We start from the raw sequence: 17,334 nt of genomic DNA on the forward strand, positions 1-17,334 counted from the left end.
CACATGAAACAAACCCATTCACTCGACGGAACCTGGCAGGTTATTTACGATCACGACAACAAGGGCCGCACGCTCAACTTACAGCATCGCGAAAATTTCTACGCCTGCGCAGACTTAGAGCAAATAACCGTTCCCGCATGTCTCGAAGAATTCAAACAAGATTATGAAGGTGTCGCCTGGTACGGCAAGACATTTACGCTCCCCAAAGACTGGCGGGGAAAAACCATCCGCCTGCATTTTGAAGCAGTCAACTACCGCGCAGAAATCTGGGTCAACGGCGAAGCCGCTGGCGCGCACGAAGGCGGATACATCGGCTTTGAACTCCTGATAGACGACCTCTTAACCGAAGGCGAAAACTTCATCGCCGTTCGCGTCATCACGCCCCTTATCCTCCAAGACGTAGTCATTGATGGCATAGGCCGCGATGACATGCCCCACTGGCGCGGCGCAATCGCTGGTGGCATCTGGCAATCGGTTTCCCTCATCGCTACGGGTCCTGTGTACGTTGACGACACATTCGTTACATCCGACATCCACACGGGCGAAGTCAATATCGCCACCACATTTCAAAATCGGGATTTGAGAATACAACCCGCGACCATCACCTGGTCAATCACCGAATACAAAAGCGACACACAGGTCGCCTCCGGTGAAAAAACGCTCAACCTGAATCCCGGCACAAGTCACCACGAAGAAATATTCACCATCCCAAACCACAAACTCTGGCAACTCGACGAACCCAATCTCTACGTCGTCACCACCACAGTCGCCCTTGAGGGCGAAACCTCAGATATTGAACAAACGCGCTTCGGCTTCCGAAAATTTACAGCCAAAGGCAAAAACTTCTACTTAAACGGTGAAAAAATCATCCTCAAGACCACCTTCAACGAAGCCTTCTATCCACACTCCCTCGCATACCCACGCGACCTCAGTCTTTTAAAAAGAGAATTCGAACTCATCAAAGACGGCAACATCAACATGATCCGCCCGTGGCGCAAACCCCAACCGCCAATCGTATATGATCTCGCAGACGAAATGGGCGTCCTATTTGTGGGCGCACTCCCCGTCGAATGCATGGACAACTGGCCCCAGATCACCCCATATACCCAACAACGCATCGAAAATGAAGCCACGGAAATGGTCAAACGCGATCGCAACCACCCCTCCATCGTCATCTGGGAAATGTTTAACGAAATCATGCGCGACGGCCTCAAACGCCTCAAACACAGCGTGTCCTTAAAAGCGCGTGAATGCGACCACACCCGCATGATCATCGATGAAGCAGGCGGATTTGCCGATGGATGCAGCATTTACCTCCCCGGATCCTACGAACCCACTGTCATCAACGATGTACACAACTATCCCGGCACACCCTTTGCCCAAAGAAGTTACGACAATTTGCTCGCACTGGGCAAAACCGAGGCGCAACTAAAAGAAATGGGATTGGAAATCGCCCAGTTCACCAACAGCAAAATCAAACCTGACCTGCTCACCAATATCTCAGAACTCGGGTATGGCAGTATTCCCGACCTCGAAGCAAATTTTGAACAATACAAAACAGAAGGCAATCCAATCACGCCAGATTACCGCATGCACGAACGCCTCCTCAATTCGTACCTCTCGGTCTTTCGCGAAACAGGAACAGATCAAATCTTTCCCAACTTCCACACCTTTGTACAGGCCTGCCAGGAAATCCACGCCACTGGCAACAAACTCATGACCGAAGCCTGCCGCATCAATCCCGACATCGCGGGTATCGGCATCCACGCACTCAACGACGGCGACTGGGTCCTCGGTGCTGGCTTAATCGACAATTTCCGCAATCCCAAAGAACCCTATTACGCCATCAAAGAAGTATTTGCTGACTGTTATATCGCCATTCGCCCCGGCAAACAAAATGTCTATGCAGGCGAAACCGTTCAGATCCTGCTTACCACTGTCAATGACAAAAACGATCTATCGGGCACACTCTCCCTTCGCGTTACAACAAACGACGGACAGAATCTTCTCGGCATAAACGAACAAATAACAATACCTGCAGGCATCACAGACCTGGCGACCTACGAAGTCAACACCCGTGGCATTGAAGGTCTATGCCAGATCGAAGTGACATTCACATCTGACGACACAGAACCCATCAAAAATCAATCCGGCATCTACATCCTCGACAAAAACAAATCCGCCATTCCAGATGTACCCATAGCGACAATCGACCTCAACGGCGCACTCGGCAGATACCTTTCCAACACCACCGACTTCGTCACTCACTCTCCCACAAACCAACTCGCACTCATCAACCTTCAGGGCTGGAACGGCACACCCGATACCCGCTTCGCCGATCTCGCCACATGGGTTAAAAACGGCGGCTCAGCACTCTTCCTCAACCAGCCAGCCATGCACCTTCTCCAAATGGCACCGGGAAAAAGCCGCATGTCTCGCCACATCGACAAAGACATTTTCTTCCCATTCCCAATATCTCTCTACTCCGGCAAAGGATTATGGACGCCGTGCAGTCATGTCGTCAAAGACCATCCCTTCTACGATGGCTTGCCCTCAAATTGCCTGATGGGACAGGAATATCAAAACATCTCCTCTCAGTGGTCCGTTGTAGAACCAAAAACAGACTGGATATGCGGCAACATCACCTACGACTGGTATGCGGGCCTCAAGCACAAACAAAACTACATCGGCGTCACAGAAGCCTTTCACGGTGCTGACCTCACACAAATCGCTCACGGCAATGGCAAATACATCCTTTGCACTCATCGCATTGTCGAAAACCTGGGCACAGACCCGGTAGCGGATCGTTTACTGAGCAACATGCTCAAGACCCTCCTGTAACCAAATGAAAGGAATTCCCATGAGTAATGAGAAACGCCCAAATATTCTGTTCGTATTTTCTGATCAGCAGCGTTACAGCGCGCTGGGTGCGAATGGCAATGACATAATCCAAACGCCTGTTTTGGATGCGATGGCAGCTGAAGGAATGGTATGTGACAATATGTTTTCCAACCACCCTCTGTGTTCGCCATACCGAGCGATTTTGTTAACCGGTCGGTATGGTTGGCAAAATTTGGTGATTGATAATGAGTACAGTCCGCGACGAGATATCCCAACCTTGCCAGGCACTTTGCGCGAGTATGGGTATGGCACTGCGCACGTGGGTACATGGCATCTGGGTAAAGGGCCGTACGGCGACGACAATCGATACGGGCTGGATTATCTTGCGGCGCTGGCAGGCGGGAGAGGACGGGGAGCCTACTTCGACAGAACCTATTACGAAAACGATGAGGGTCCGAACTTTTACGGAGGCTGGGCTCCAACGAACGAAACGGATTTGGCTATTCAATTTATGGAAAAACACCTGGATGCTCGAACAGACGATCCATTTGCCGTCTTTGTGTCCTGGCGACCTCCTCACTGGCCATATATGCAGTATCCCGACGAATATAATATTTATGATCCTGCGGACATGGATGTGCCGGGTAATGTACCAGACGAGATGAAAGCATGGGCACATGAGGAACTCGCAGACTATTACGGGTGTTGTACAGGACTTGATGCAGAGATGGGGCGATTGTTGGAAGCGCTGGATCGTTTAGGGGTCAGGGACAATACAATTGTCTGTTATACATCAGATCATGGAGACCACCTTTCAAGCCATGGGTATGGCAAACCCAGTAGTCGCTGGTTGGACGAGTCGATGCGGGCTTCAAAAGCAACACCTTATGAAGAATCTTGCCATGTGCCGTTTGTGGTGCGTTGGCCCGATGCTATTGAAGCTGGTACGCGAACGGATGCCTTCTTTGGTGCGATTGATATTGTACCTACATTGCTTGGTGCTTGTGGCGTGCCGCTGCCAGAAGGTTTGCAAGGGCGAGATATTTCGAGCGTATGGCAAGGTGGCGAAGCACCTGCAGATACGGAGTTAACGCCTGGTGGATCAGAGTCTGTCTATTTGCAGAATATGGCACACGGTTGGCCCAATCGCGACGGTTGGGTTGGGCGCTGGCGCGGTGTGCGTACCGAACGCTATACCTATGCGCGTTGGTTTGCTAATGAGCGAGGCCCCTGGCTGTTTGACCGGCAGGAAGATCCGCTCGAAATGGTTAACCTGGCGAATTCTGCTGAAGCGCGGCCAGCACTTCAAGAAATGGAAGAAAGATTGCATCGTTGGATGGAAGGTACAAAAGATCCATTTGAATACGGCAGGCGTGGCCCCCGTGGCTTTTTGGAATTGGGACAGGAGTTTGCGGATCCGGATAAGTATCCTGGCTGGGGCGTTGCATAATTGACAAATGGTAGAAAGGAATCACAAATGCGAATAGAACAAATCGACGCCTATGTCGTCAAATTACCCCGTCCCAATATCGCTGAAAATATTCCCGATTATGTGCGTCCTCGCAAATCGCTCTCCTACGACACAGCACCTCCCATTGACGACATGGCAGCTGCGCGTTATGCCGAAGCCCTCTTTGTCAAAATCACCGCCGACAATGGCCTTGTCGGATGGGGCGAAGGCCAATCCCTGCTCGTTCCCGAAGCCACCAAAGCAGTCGTAGATCGCCTGTTTGCCCCCATACTCATCGGCGAAAATCCGCTCGCCCGCGAAAAGCTCTACGACCTGACCTACGGCACCATGCGCGGTCGAGGTTACCGCTCGGGTTATCTTGCGGCTGCCCTTGCGGGCATCAACAATGCCCTCTGGGATCTATCGGGCAAAGCCCTCGACGTACCCTGCTACGTCCTCCTCGGTGGTCCCTACCGCGACAAAGTGCGTATCTACAACAACATTCATGGCCCCACACCCGAAGTCGGTGTTGAGCAAGCCCTCAAAGCCGTTGAAATGGGTTACGACGCAGTCAAATATCACCTCAATCGGCCCTTGAAAAATGCTGTTGCCGTCGTAGAAGCCACACGCGAAGCCGTTGGTCCCGACGTCGATATCCTCGTCGATCTCACCTGGCACTACGACGTACCCGGTGCAATTGCCCTGGGCAAAGAACTCGAAAAATTCGACGTCTTCTGGCTCGAATCGCCCGTACCCAGCGAAGACCTCCGCCGCCATGCCGAAGTGCCGCGCGACCTCACCCTGCCCATCTGCATCGGCCAGGAATATTACAACGCCTATCAATTCCGCGCTGTTCTGGAAGCACATGCCGCCGACATTCTCCTGCCCGACCTCGCGCGAACAGGTATCACGGGCAGCCAACGCATCGCCCACCTCGCCGAAACCTTCGACATCCCACTCGCCCCAGCCGTCGGCGCGGGCAACGTCCTTTCAACCGCTGCGCAACTCCAGCTCTCGGCAGGCATCCTCAACTTTGTCATCATGGAACACTTCGACCAGAGCTTCCAGTTAAAAAGCGATCAAATCCTCAAACACTCCCTCACCCGAAATGGCAGCTATCTCGAACTGCCCGATCGCCCGGGACTCGGCATTGAAATCGACGAAGAAAAATTGATGCAGTACGCAGTAAAATAAAACAGGAGCAAAAATGCCCAAAAATCTCGATTATAAAAAAATCACGACCGATCTCGATGAAGTGGGATTCCACATCATTCCTTCGGTCATCCCAGAAGAAAAAGCCGATGAAGCACGAGGTATTCTTGAGCAACTCCTCAAAGAAGAAGCCACCGAGCAATCGCTTGCAGCCAAAACGCAGCGCGTAGGGCGCATCGCCGTCAAGCACCCCATCTTCCTCGAACTCATGTCCCACCCGACCATCGTAGCCCTGTGGCGCAAATACCTCGGCGACGACATGGTCTGCTCCACCTGGTCTGGCAATACAGTCTATCCGGGCGCAGACAGTTTTGGCTGGCATTCAGACTACCCTTATTGGTCTGTGCAACCGCCCTGGCCACCCGGCCGTCTCGCAGGTCAAACCATCTGGCTTCTGAACGATCTCACCGAAGAAAACGGCGCAACCGCCATGCTGCCCCAAAGCCACCTGAAAGGCGAACCGCCACCGCCCGAACTCAAAAGCCAGTGGATCGACGGCGGTAAAATCCTCACCGGCAAACGCGGAAGCGCCATTGTCATGCACGGTGCCTGCTGGCATACAGCTCGCCCAAACCAAACCGACGAAATTCGATCTGTTCTCCTCGGCATGTATATGCGCCCCTGGTTCATCCCACAAGAAGACATGCGCGGCCAACTGGCAGAGTTAGAAAACCCCTCTGACTTAGTACGCCACCTTATGTGCGCCAATCAACGGGCGCCGAGTAATGTTGGCGCAAATTAATGAAATAACACAGGAAAAAAACGAATATGACTGAGGGACAAGAAGTTACCAGCACGACAGGAGCAGTTGCAGCCGGGCCTCCAGAGGCGGCAAGAGTCGGTGCGAGAATACTCGAACAGGGCGGCAATGCCTTTGATGCAGCGGTGGCGACCAGTATGGCATGCTGCATGTTACAGCCCCAATCTACGGGTGTGGGAGGTTATGTACTGTGTGCCGTGATCCTGGAAGGCGCCACAGGCAAAGTCTGGTCGATAGACGCCAATTCAATTTCGCCCAAAGCGGCTCACGAACACATGTACACCATCCTGCCCGCGCGAACCCCCGGAGGCATCAATGAAAAAGAATACAACTGCAGCGTAAAGGACAATGCCAACGTCCATGGTCCTCTCGCCATTGGTCCCCCGGGTATGATGGCAGGCATGGGCACCATTTGGGAAAAGTGGGGAAAACTCAAATGGTCCGATGTGGTAGCACCATCGCTGAAGCTACTCGAAGATGGTTTTCCCTTTGGCTCTACTGCAGGTGCGATCAAAAATCTCCAGAACGTGATCCGCAGATTTGAAGCAACAGAAAAACACCTGATGCCCGAAGGACGTGTCCCGACACCAGATGATATCTGGCACCGCCGCGATATGGAAAAAACCCTTGCAAGAGTTTCAGAAGCCGGATGGCAGGATTTCTACACGGGGGAAATCGGCAACAAAATGGTGGATCACGTTCAAGCCACTGGCGGTATTTTGACAATGGAAGACATGGCTGCCTTCAAACCAGGCGTGACCGAACCATATACCACGACCTATCGCGAGGCATCCATACATGGTGCGATTTTGCCCAACGGCGGATTGTCCAGCTTGCAACTGCTCAACATGTGGGAATGCTTCGATCCCCTACCGGAAGACACGGTCGAGTACTGGCACCGACTCGCCGAGCTTCTCAAGCTGGTCTGGCGGGATCGCCTTCTCCATCTCGCGGATCCAAACCATGTGGATGTACCGATCGAGCGACTCCTGAGCAAAGATTATGCAGCCGGTCGCGTGGAAACACTGCGCCAGTTTCCGAATGCGGTAGATCAGCTTGTGCCACCGCCAATGGGTGATTCAAATGATGGTACGCTCCACGTCTCTTCCGCAGATGCCGAAGGAAATGTGGCGGCCGTAACAATTTCTCAAGGTGGCGCTTTCGGCTCCCTTGTTACGGTACCCGATACAGGCATCATTCTGGGACATGGAATGTGCAGATTAGATCCCAGACCCGGTCGCAAAAATTCCGTGGCTTCGCTCAAGCGACCGCTGAACAACACAGTTCCGCTCATCATTCAGCTTCCAGATCGGGATGTGGCGATTGGAATGCCAGGCGGCAGGCGTATCATCTCTGTGAACGCGCGTGCGGCCCAAAAAATCGTCGATTACGGCGCAACATCCTTCGAGGCTGTCAGTGGTCCAAGGATGCATATACAAACCCACGAGCCGGTAAGTGTGACCCGTGCCTTGCCCGATGATATTGTGAATGGATTGATCGAAATGGGCCACGAAATCACATCTGTCAACAGTCTGGGTGGGGGGATCCACTGCGCGGAGTTTCTAAAAGCAGAAGAAACCGTCCGGGCAGGCGGCAATACATGGTCGGCGGGAAGCGATTCATAGATTTAAAGCGCTTCGAGATCAGGTCCTGGCGGATGAACCAGAATCCAATTGACCCTGCTTGTGGGCATGAAAATTTCGCCCGTGTTTTTGGCAATAATCACAAATGATAGGCAAAAAGACATCGGCATATTTCTTAAGTTTCACAGGACCGACACCTGAAACCTGTCCGAATGCTTCCACCGATTGTGGTAATTGGGCAGCCATTTCTCGCAACGTCCTGTCGTGAAAAACAACGAACGCTGGTACGTGTTCAGCTTCCGATAACTCTCTGCGTTTAGTGCGAAGTTGCTCGAAAAGTTCATGACTATATTCGTTTGATTCTTCGGATGTTGTATCACAAACAGGTTCTTCAGTTATATGATCTGCCGAATCCACTGGAAATCCCCAAAACTGCATTTTGCCTCTGATCACCTCACGCCCATCATGCCTCAGCTTGAGACTGCCGTGTTGTAGATCGCGATTGAGAAGCCCATGTTGGAGGAATTGTAGTACCAGATTTTTCCATTGTGTTTTGTCATATTCCCTGCCAGTGCCATAGGTGGAGAGTTGGTGGTGTCGGTTCTTAACAACCTTCTTTGCTTTTGAACCGAGTAATACATTGATAATATGCTCTACACCGAAAATTTGCTTTGTTTCGATAACAGAAGAGAGGAATTTGCGAGCCGGATCTGTTAGGTCAACTCGCTCCATTTCCGCCTGACGACAGTTATCACACATTCCACAATTCTGTTTTTCATAATGCTCTCCGAAATAAGCTAATAATCCTTTGCGGCGACACGCTGCAGAAGTTACCCAATCAACAAGCGTCTGTAATCGTTTCAAAGCTCCTTCTCGCTCAGATGGCGCACCTTGATCTATGAAATATTTGATGGTGTCAACATCACCGTGATTGAACAGTAAAAGGCAATCCGCGCGATGTCCATCCCGACCAGCCCGCCCAATCTCCTGATAGTAAGACTCAGGTTCCTTTGGCAATCCTATATGTAGTATAAAACGTACATCTTCTTTATCAATCCCCATTCCAAAAGCTATTGTTGCGACTATCACCTGGGTGCCCCCATTGATGAAAGCTGCCTGATTCTGCTTACGGGTTTCGCTATCCAGGTCTGCATGATAGGGAAGTGCCGAGATCCCACGTTCAACTAAATTGCGAAACAGCGATTCAACTTGTTTCTTCGTCTGGCAGTAGATGATACCGGATTCATCACAATGGGCATTGAGAAATGCAAGCGTCTGCTGTAGCACCACCTCTTTTAATTCAATTCCCATGAAGAGATTTTCCCGGTCAAAACTGGCAATGAATTCATTTTTCGCCTGAATTTTGAGCAATTGTTTGATGTCCTGTTGAACCCGTGGAGTAGCAGTAGCTGTCAGCGCGACGCAGACAGCGTTCCTGAATCGTTCACGAACGGAAACCAGTTGTCGATACTCTGGACGAAAATCGTGGCCCCACTGTGAAATACAGTGTGCTTCATCAATTGCAAGGCAGGCTACATGTGACTCATCAAGCATCAACAAAATCTCAGGCCGCAGGAGCGTTTCAGGAGCGACGTAAAGTAGCTTAATTTCACCCCTTTTGACACGCTGCATTGTGGCAACATATTCACGCTGGCTAAGGGTACTGTTGAGAAAAGCGGCGCAAACATCCCGCTGTTGCAACTGCATCACCTGGTCTTGCATAAGCGAAATCAACGGAGATACGACAACCGTTACGCCATTGAAGATAAGGGCGGGCAGTTGATAGCAGAGCGACTTCCCACCTCCCGTTGGCAGAACGACCAGCGCATCGTGCCGGTTGAGAATGTGGCTGATTATTGTCTCCTGCAAAGGTCGGAACTGTTCATATCCAAAAACGTCTTTGAGCACCTCTTGGGCTGACAGAAACATTTGTCCTTTTGTCAGACGCTCAATAACGTCATCCTGCATCTGCTGCTCGTCGTTTTCATCAATATGAATCACAGGGAGGTCCTGTGCCGTGAGCGATGCTCCGATGAGTTTGCTTCGATGGCAGTGTTCCGGCTTTCCTTCGCTACACATGAGAGCAATACATTGTTGTTGAGCAAAGGCTGTTTGGAGACGTTCAAGTCCCCTCTGATAGACTTCGGTATCCTTTACCTTTTCGTAATCTACCTGCCCTTTCTCATCATAACAAGTTTCGTCGTCGGGATGTCCGCCCAACGTGTCGCCCATGAACACATATCGAATCCGGTACTGTTGCAGCTTCTCCTCCAGTGCCTCTTTGGAAAATTCGGGTTTATAGCGAGAATAGGGAGTTGAGCGCACATCAATAAGGTAGGCAATTTCATGTTGTTGTAGTACTTCGATGAATTGCTCAATGGAACGGCTACCGTAACCGATGGTGTAAATTGGGATGGATGATATTTTTTTCATATCACGTCGTTGAATCTAACATGCGTTCAAATTCATCAAGATTGGACACTTGTATCGCCGCGCGGTGCAACTGCTTGAGGCGTTGTAAATCTTCAATAGCTGAAATGCGAGCAGATAAGGGATCTGCCTGGCGGAGATCAAATCGGATCTCCAACACGTCGAGGAGGTCTTCAATAGCGCGTTCTCTACCCCCTTGCTCAATGCCCTGCTCAATGCCTTGCTCAATGCCTTCCTCAAAAGCTTCCTCTCTACTTTGCTGGGTAAGGGATTGAAAAAGTGATGATTCGCGCAAGATGTCCATGATGCCCTCCTTTAATATGATATCAGAAATGGTTTCAGAAGCATATACTAACTCGCTCAACGCCACCATGCCTGCGAGATAATCGGCTCTGGATGACCGAGCGATGGGGCGCGTCCGAGCCGTATGAATACACTGATGCAACCACACATCCGAGGCCATCCCTTCAGGTGGCTTCATCAATGGCGTGAATGGGATCAGACCCGATTGCCCCGATTCGAGGACACGCTCGCCTTCTATCTCAATCAGTCTGATCACGCGATACCGAATCGTGATTTCGTAGTGGAGATGCTCCTGGACATAGTACCCGGTATCGCGTTGCCCCGCATTGGGACGCAGGTAGATGACATTGGAATAAATCGGCAGACCGTGATGCTCAATGGCACGTCCGATATAGCCCGCCATGCGGCGTGGCATGGGTGGATTGGTGCTGTCAGTCGTTTGAAACTCGTTGTGGACCAATACCTCCTCGTCACCCATACGCACGCGAATCAGGCTATCGGTTTGGCGTGCTTCAACAGTGTATTGCTCTGTGTCAATGACAGCAAGAACTTCAATGTCCTCGCTCCCGAGGGTGAAGCTGGCAAAGTCGTCGGGATATTTCTGAATCAGGTGTTTGGATATCGTATCGAATTCTGCCATGTGAGATGTCTGGTCTGAGGGTTGGTCGTATTTTGGACAAACGCAACAATCAGAACTCAAGCAAATATCAGGCCAATGTCACAGAATCGCACGACAAATGGTATGGACAGCATCAAATACCCTTATTATGCCTTCAATATGCTGTATTGCGCCCTTTTTTTCAACTTGAATTTAAGGATTGTCTATTTGGCTCAGAACAGTCTCTGCACATTTTGAGCGATGAATGGGCGGTAATGTGAAAGATATGTACCACTTGCCCATCTGTCCGCCGCGCTGTAAAACGCTCAAATGAACTGCTACGCAGTTGTACATCGTTCACTTGCGTTTTTTTGTGGTTGATTGCGTAAGTCCGTTTTTAAAAAAGAATACGCCGCGCAAGTTGGCGCAGCGTAGCGTGTTAGCTTGTCTTTTAATGGCATAAGGACGCTTTAAAGGCGTTGACGCAATACCTATGATAGATGAAGTGGATAGAAGGACAAAGACTACTGCGTTCTTCTCCTCCGATTATTTCTCCCCCTTCGCCCGCCGACCGGCCAACTCGGATCGTAATACGGATTGGGCTGGGGCATTTGGGCATCAACAGATACTAAATATTCATTCAGTCGGTCGTGCAATTTCTCAACAACTTCTGGTTTACGATCTGCTAAGTCATTCTCCTCACCTATATCCTTACTCAGATCAAACAGGTGCAATTTATCTGTCTCATAAAGTTTGATCAGCTTGTAATCGCCCAACATGATTGCCGAATGTGGGCCATCCCCACTTTGATAATGCGGAAAATGAAACACAAGCTCCTCACGAGGTCTCTCCACCACACCCTCGCCACCAGATAATAACGATGTGATACTCCCCCCCTCAATACCCACTGGCAACGGCGGGCTCACGCCTCCCAGTTCGCAAAGCGTGGGAAATAGATCAAAACCGACCACGCGTTCATCACAAAACGTATTTGGCTCTATACCAGGTCCCTGGATGATCAATGGCACGCGAATGCCTCCCTCCCACAAAGACCCTTTTCCACCGCGCAACATACCCCGACCTCTTCCGCCAGCACCATTATCCGACATGTAAATCAGATACGTGTGATCACCTATGCCGAGTTTCTCAACTTGATCCATGACCATACCCACACCTGTGTCGAGATCTTCAGTAATGGCTGCACGGTTGATCTCTCGATAGCTGCGCCCTCTCAGTCGATTTTCATATGCCTGCCGCGTACTTGCCAGTGCATTCTGAGGATAGTGCAGGGCATAATAAGATAGCTGAATAAAGAACGGCTTACCGGCTTTCGTATTCTCTTCCATAAGCGCATTCGCACGTCTGGACATACCGAAAATATCCACCGGATTGGGATCGACATGAGGCGCCGCATCCTGATTCCCCGTATTTCCATCGTGTACGTCATACCCGTGATTTCCAGGACCACCACCACCGAGATGCCATTTGCCATAATGTGCCGTAGCATAACCAGCCTGTTTCAACATTTCGGCAATCGTCGTCTCACCTCTGGCAAGATTTCTGCCATGTATCGGCGGGACGAGTTTATGGTTCTCCGCGGCACCCTGGAGAGGGGCTACCGTTGTCCAGTGGTTCTTTGCCGGACTCTTGCCCGTTTGAAGGCTGCATCGCGTTGGCGCACAGACGGGTGCAGGCGAATAAGCACCCGAAAAACGCATGCCCTGTTGTGCCAATTTCTCGAGATTAGGCGTCTGATAAAAGTCGCTCCTTGAGCCAGCAACTGCATCGTGCATCTGCACCGAAAGGCCATCCCACCCCTGATCGTCAGAAACCATAAAAATAAAATTGGGTTGTTTGGAACGCTTAGAAGTAATTTGACCAAACGCATTGGCCACCGCCACCCCACAGACACCAGCACCGACGACACCAAGAAACTCTCTACGCTTCATTGGTCCAATTCCTCCATAACACTACTTTACGGTATATCTCACAATCACTTCATTGTCCAAAATGAGATTCGACGACCATATAAATTGTGCATCGTATTCCGGGTCATCAAATAGATCCGTAAAATTTGTATATGCGGGTTTATTGTTCACACCAACTGTCGCATTTGTATAAGTATAGGCTTGTGGCCAGGCTGAATCATCAAAGTCACTATCGTACCAGTTAGATGGGACGGGATAGTGCATTGCGTAAAATTGACTGCCATCATTTGTACCCCGCGTGTCACAGTCGCCGGACAAATGCTCAGTTTCCTTCTCGACAATACAGCTCAAATCTCTAATGGGTGCAATATAGAAAGTCTGCGCTTTCCATTGATCATTTGTAATTGCAATAGTATTTCCATTGGCATCGTGAAAACTCGCGACCAAACCACCATCTCCCGGATGGTGTAAAAAATTGCGATTAGCTTCTGTACCAAGCCCCAAATTCTCTTCCCAATCAACCAGCTTCATTGCAATCGTAAATGGCCGCTTAACCTTAAACCGAACCATGCTCGAATTAAACGGGGTGAACGGAACTGCATCAACCGCGATCAAGATACCGTTCACATACAATTCAAAGTAATTGTCAGCAAAGATATATCCCGTAATCGTCTCACCATCTTGATCGATCTCTACGACTGGTACAGCCGACAAATTGAGAACACTACTATTGGAAGTGAAAACACCTGTGCATTGGTTATACATATCCGATGCATGTCTCGCGGTTGTGTATTGCGTCTCGGCAGGCATAATCCACACATTGCCATCGTCAGATGTAATTGTCCCCACACTACTTATACGCCCCCCGGGACAATCGAGTAAATTGGAAATAGTTTGCGTTGCAAAACCCTGAGTACTAACACCTCGAACAGTATCAGAGGCGGGCTGTCCAAATGCAGTGGCAAAAATTAAAAAATCTCCAAAATCTACAGTTCCACTTGCGTCCAGATCGTAAATCGCATTTTGCCCAACTGCCGATTGTCCAAATACAGCTACAAAAAGTAGAAAATCGGCAAAATCGACCTTGCCATCGCCATCAAAATCGGTCAGTGACGCTTTCAAAGTGATTGGGCTAAAAATACAAAATAAAGCGAGGACCGCACCCAAAGCCCATTTTGATTTTAATAATTTTAAAAACATGATGTCTGTCGTCCTCCACACGAATATTGTTCAATTTATGAATACCAGATCAGTAACGGCTCGGTGGACGCCTTCTAAAACCCGGGCCGCCGGGAGGTCGGCCGGCTCGACGTTGCCTGAACGAAGGATCTGGCGTCCCCCATACACAGCGAGGCATGTACGGGTAGTCATCGGTAAGATAGTAATGGTATATGCCTTCTGGAAACTCGGGCGTAATCCCGAACCGCCCATTGCATTGGTCGAGGTCACCCGATCCCTCGACAAATTGCCAATCTTCCCGAAACGTGCCGTCGTATTCTCCCCCGGGTCCACTTTCGCGCGTCCCCGAGCGCAATTTCCAACTTCCCTCAGGAGCATTGGGTCCGCTGGCGACATAGACCGGAAAACCGTCGGCAGCATAGCCTACCAACACCATCTCCTCGCTCTCCGTCCCACTTGTGATTTCATTTACCAAGCTGTGCGGTACGCCATGGTAGTGGTAAATACCCGTTGGCTGAACGTGCGCGTTATTGCAATCTGTACCCAGCCATTCAAACCGCGCATTGCCGCTCAATCGACGCGCCATACCCGGAGTCAGCGCCTCGTAATTCCACTGCCGCTGGTTGCGATAACTCTCCGCAGTATCGCGTTCGAGTTTGATACCCTCGAGCGTGATGCCAAATACAGCCATTTCGGTAGGCGTGTCCGTCTTTTCGGGATAGCGGGGAATGCGCCAGGTTTGCGGCACCGACCAAATCATGTTCGGATTGCCCCGATTGGGAAATATTCCCGTCGCATGGGCGGGAATGCCATTGGTCGTGTATTCGATGGTATTTTCCAAAACACGGGTCTGAACCTCTGGCACCTCTACTGGATCCTGGTTACACTCCCAGCCAACCTTCGGTGAAAAATCTGCCACAAGCGTCAGGTCGGCGGGATTTTGTTCCGGTACGTACACTTCAATCCAAACCGTATCCGATGCTTGTTGACCCGAATTCATCTCGGCACGCACTTCAAATAGCAATGTCTCCGCACTGCTGACATTGACAGGAACGCTAACAGTCGTCTGGAGCGCATTGGGCGAACTGATCGCCGCCGACGCCCCTTGCACTTGCCGCCACACCACACGGGCACCCGGACCATTGGTAAGCGTGGCATTGAGATCCACCTGTGTACCTGGAAGCACGATCCGACCATAGCCTGCCTCTACGGATAACGCACTCAGGGTATCCGGCATTTCGGGTGGACACGTTTGGCCGAATTGGGCAGCCAACACCAGAAAGTCAGAAAACCCTACCTCGCCATCCTTATCCAAATCCGCACTGCACGCATTCGCTTCCAAAGCGCCTAACAAACACGCGACAATCGCAAACCCGACAACTCTCATAAAGTAACCTCCTGTATAAACAGATATTTATTTTTAATTTCCTGAACTTCCAAAATCTTGTACAAACCTCAAAAAATCGGCAAAATCCACACGCCCGCTATTATCCAGATCAAACCGAGTCTCTTCCGACCCATAAGCTCTGGCAAATTCGAGAAAATCCACAAAATCAATTTGTCCATCGCCATTAAAATCACTTGATTTGCCTGGTCCATAATTGGGATTCGGCACGGGCAACTGAGCGTCAACAGATACCAGATACTGTTCGAGGCGTTCGCGCAGGCGCATCGCCTCTTCTCCCATATCTTTGGACAAATCATTTTGTTCCCCGATATCATTGGCCAAATCGTATAATCGCACGTCATCGGTCTCGTAAAACTTGATCAACTTGTAATCGCCTAATATAATTGCCGAATGCGGTCCATTATCCTCACTTTGATAATGCGGAAAATGAAAGACCAATTCCTCACGAGGTCTCGCAACCGCACCCGACCCACCAGATAATAACGACGCGATACTCCCTCCCTCAATACCCGCTGGCAACGGCTGGCTCACACCACCCAATTCGCAAAGTGTGGGAAACAGATCAACACCGACCACGCGTTCGTGACAAACTGTATTTGGCTCTATCCCAGGCCCCTGGATAATCAATGGCACGCGAATACCCCCCTCCCACAGAGAACCCTTCGACCCGCGCAACACACCCAGACCGCCTCCAACGGCTCCATTATCTGACATGTAAATCAGATATGTATGATCACCAATACCGAGTTTCTCAACTTGATCCATGATCATACCCACACCCGTATCCAGGTCTTCTGTAATCGCCGCGCGATTGACATTCCGATGGACGCGCCCTCTCGGCCGATTTAAGTATGCCTGCCGCGTGCTTTCCAGCGCATTCCGGGGATAGTGCAGGGCATAGTAAGACAACTGGATAAAAAACGGCTTGCCCGCTTCTGTATTCTCCTCCATAAACGCATTGGCACGCCGGGACATACCGAATATATCTACAGGATTGGGATCGACATGACGAGCTGCATCCCTGTTACCCGTATTTCCATCGTGTACGTCATATCCGTGGTTTCCCGGTCCACCACCACCGAGATGCCATTTGCCATAATGTGCCGTGGTATAACCGACCCGTTTCAACATTTCAGCAATGGTCATCTCACCATTGGAAAGATTTCTACCATGCATCGGCGGGATGAGTTTACGGCCGTCTGCGGCAGTCAGGATAGGGGATGCCTTTGTCCAGCGATTCTGTGCCGGACTCTTGCCTGTTTGCAGGCTGCATCGCGTTGGCGAACAGACGGGCGAAGGCGAATAAGCAGCCGAAAAACGCATGCCCTGCTGTGCGAGCTTCTCGAGATTGGGCGTCTGATAAAAATCGCTCTTTGAACCGGAAATCGCATCGTGCATCTGCACCGAAAGCCCGTCCCACCCCTGATCGTCAGAAACCATAAAGATAAAATTGGGTTGTTTTTGTGCGCCAACAGGAACATCCAGCCCCAGGACAAGTGCACCCATTGTGCCAAGACCGGCCAGGTGAATAAAATCCCTTCGGTCAATAGAAACAGGCAATTTGTGTGTTTGTCTGGTCATTTTTTACCTATCCGGTGGATCGGTTACTCTCATCGGTCCTAAATCATTAGACATGTATCTC

11 protein-coding genes are annotated in these 17,334 nt (G+C 50.5%); 5 read left to right on the forward strand and 6 right to left on the reverse strand.

What is annotated here, in order from left to right; all coding sequences use genetic code 11:
• Positions 1 to 3: 3 nt before the first annotated feature.
• From F4Y39_15290 to F4Y39_15310, 5 genes are read left to right on the forward strand one after another with little or no spacing between them, the layout of a single operon-like run.
• Positions 4 to 2,841 carry a hypothetical protein gene (locus F4Y39_15290; protein ID MYC15084.1) on the forward strand — a complete coding sequence of 946 codons (2,838 nt, stop codon included), beginning with the start codon at positions 4 to 6 and terminating at the stop codon, positions 2,839 to 2,841.
• A 4-nt stretch (positions 2,842 to 2,845) separates the two neighbouring features.
• Entirely contained in the window at positions 2,846 to 4,291 is a 1,446-nt protein-coding gene (locus F4Y39_15295) for a sulfatase (protein ID MYC15085.1), read from the forward strand.
• Positions 4,292 to 4,318: 27 nt separating this feature from the next.
• Positions 4,319 to 5,485, forward strand: coding sequence for a mandelate racemase/muconate lactonizing enzyme family protein (locus F4Y39_15300; protein MYC15086.1), 1,167 nt, complete (start codon positions 4,319 to 4,321; stop codon positions 5,483 to 5,485).
• Between the two features lie 13 nt (positions 5,486 to 5,498).
• A complete protein-coding gene (locus tag F4Y39_15305) occupies positions 5,499 to 6,245 on the forward strand; it encodes a phytanoyl-CoA dioxygenase family protein (protein MYC15087.1) in 747 nt (248 codons plus the stop codon).
• A 26-nt stretch (positions 6,246 to 6,271) separates the two neighbouring features.
• Positions 6,272 to 7,888: a hypothetical protein gene (locus tag F4Y39_15310; GenBank protein MYC15088.1), complete on the forward strand. Its 1,617-nt coding sequence runs from the start codon at positions 6,272 to 6,274 to the stop codon at positions 7,886 to 7,888.
• 18 nt (positions 7,889 to 7,906) lie between these two features.
• On the opposite strand, the gene recQ is transcribed toward F4Y39_15310, so the two are convergent.
• The 6 genes from recQ to F4Y39_15340 all read right to left on the reverse strand — a co-directional run bounded on the left by recQ (position 7,907) and on the right by F4Y39_15340 (position 17,198).
• Positions 7,907 to 10,279, reverse strand: a complete 2,373-nt coding sequence (recQ, locus tag F4Y39_15315; protein MYC15089.1) for a DNA helicase RecQ — start codon at positions 10,277 to 10,279, stop codon at positions 7,907 to 7,909.
• Between the two features lies 1 nt (position 10,280).
• On the reverse strand, positions 10,281 to 11,219 hold the full coding sequence (locus F4Y39_15320) for an Rpn family recombination-promoting nuclease/putative transposase (GenBank protein ID MYC15090.1): 939 nt from the start codon (positions 11,217 to 11,219) through the stop codon (positions 10,281 to 10,283).
• A 482-nt stretch (positions 11,220 to 11,701) separates the two neighbouring features.
• Positions 11,702 to 13,126, reverse strand: a complete 1,425-nt coding sequence (locus F4Y39_15325; GenBank protein ID MYC15091.1) for a sulfatase — start codon at positions 13,124 to 13,126, stop codon at positions 11,702 to 11,704.
• Positions 13,127 to 13,147: 21 nt separating this feature from the next.
• Positions 13,148 to 14,305 carry a hypothetical protein gene (locus F4Y39_15330; protein ID MYC15092.1) on the reverse strand — a complete coding sequence of 386 codons (1,158 nt, stop codon included), beginning with the start codon at positions 14,303 to 14,305 and terminating at the stop codon, positions 13,148 to 13,150.
• A gap of 49 nt (positions 14,306 to 14,354) precedes the next feature.
• Positions 14,355 to 15,671 (reverse strand): YHYH protein, encoded by a 1,317-nt coding sequence (locus F4Y39_15335; protein MYC15093.1) that lies wholly within the window; start codon positions 15,669 to 15,671, stop codon positions 14,355 to 14,357.
• Between the two features lie 33 nt (positions 15,672 to 15,704).
• Positions 15,705 to 17,198 (reverse strand): sulfatase-like hydrolase/transferase, encoded by a 1,494-nt coding sequence (locus F4Y39_15340; protein ID MYC15094.1) that lies wholly within the window; start codon positions 17,196 to 17,198, stop codon positions 15,705 to 15,707.
• Between the last annotated feature and the right edge of the window lie 136 nt (positions 17,199 to 17,334).

Source organism: Gemmatimonadota bacterium (assembly GCA_009838845.1).
Classification (GTDB): domain Bacteria; phylum Latescibacterota; class UBA2968; order UBA2968; family UBA2968; genus VXRD01.

What these genes read in the sequence shown, in the direction of transcription:
- F4Y39_15290 (MYC15084.1), top strand. Translation starts at nt 4, where the DNA reads ATGAAACAAACCCATTCACTCGACGGAACCTGGCAGGTTATTTACGAT.
- F4Y39_15295 (MYC15085.1), top strand. Translation starts at nt 2,846, where the DNA reads ATGAAAGGAATTCCCATGAGTAATGAGAAACGCCCAAATATTCTGTTC.
- F4Y39_15300 (MYC15086.1), top strand. Translation starts at nt 4,319, where the DNA reads ATGCGAATAGAACAAATCGACGCCTATGTCGTCAAATTACCCCGTCCC.
- F4Y39_15305 (MYC15087.1), top strand. Translation starts at nt 5,499, where the DNA reads ATGCCCAAAAATCTCGATTATAAAAAAATCACGACCGATCTCGATGAA.
- F4Y39_15310 (MYC15088.1), top strand. Translation starts at nt 6,272, where the DNA reads ATGACTGAGGGACAAGAAGTTACCAGCACGACAGGAGCAGTTGCAGCC.
- recQ (MYC15089.1), bottom strand. Translation starts at nt 10,279, where the DNA reads ATGAAAAAAATATCATCCATCCCAATTTACACCATCGGTTACGGTAGC.
- F4Y39_15320 (MYC15090.1), bottom strand. Translation starts at nt 11,219, where the DNA reads ATGGCAGAATTCGATACGATATCCAAACACCTGATTCAGAAATATCCC.
- F4Y39_15325 (MYC15091.1), bottom strand. Translation starts at nt 13,126, where the DNA reads ATGAAGCGTAGAGAGTTTCTTGGTGTCGTCGGTGCTGGTGTCTGTGGG.
- F4Y39_15330 (MYC15092.1), bottom strand. Translation starts at nt 14,305, where the DNA reads ATGTTTTTAAAATTATTAAAATCAAAATGGGCTTTGGGTGCGGTCCTC.
- F4Y39_15335 (MYC15093.1), bottom strand. Translation starts at nt 15,671, where the DNA reads ATGAGAGTTGTCGGGTTTGCGATTGTCGCGTGTTTGTTAGGCGCTTTG.
- F4Y39_15340 (MYC15094.1), bottom strand. Translation starts at nt 17,198, where the DNA reads ATGGGTGCACTTGTCCTGGGGCTGGATGTTCCTGTTGGCGCACAAAAA.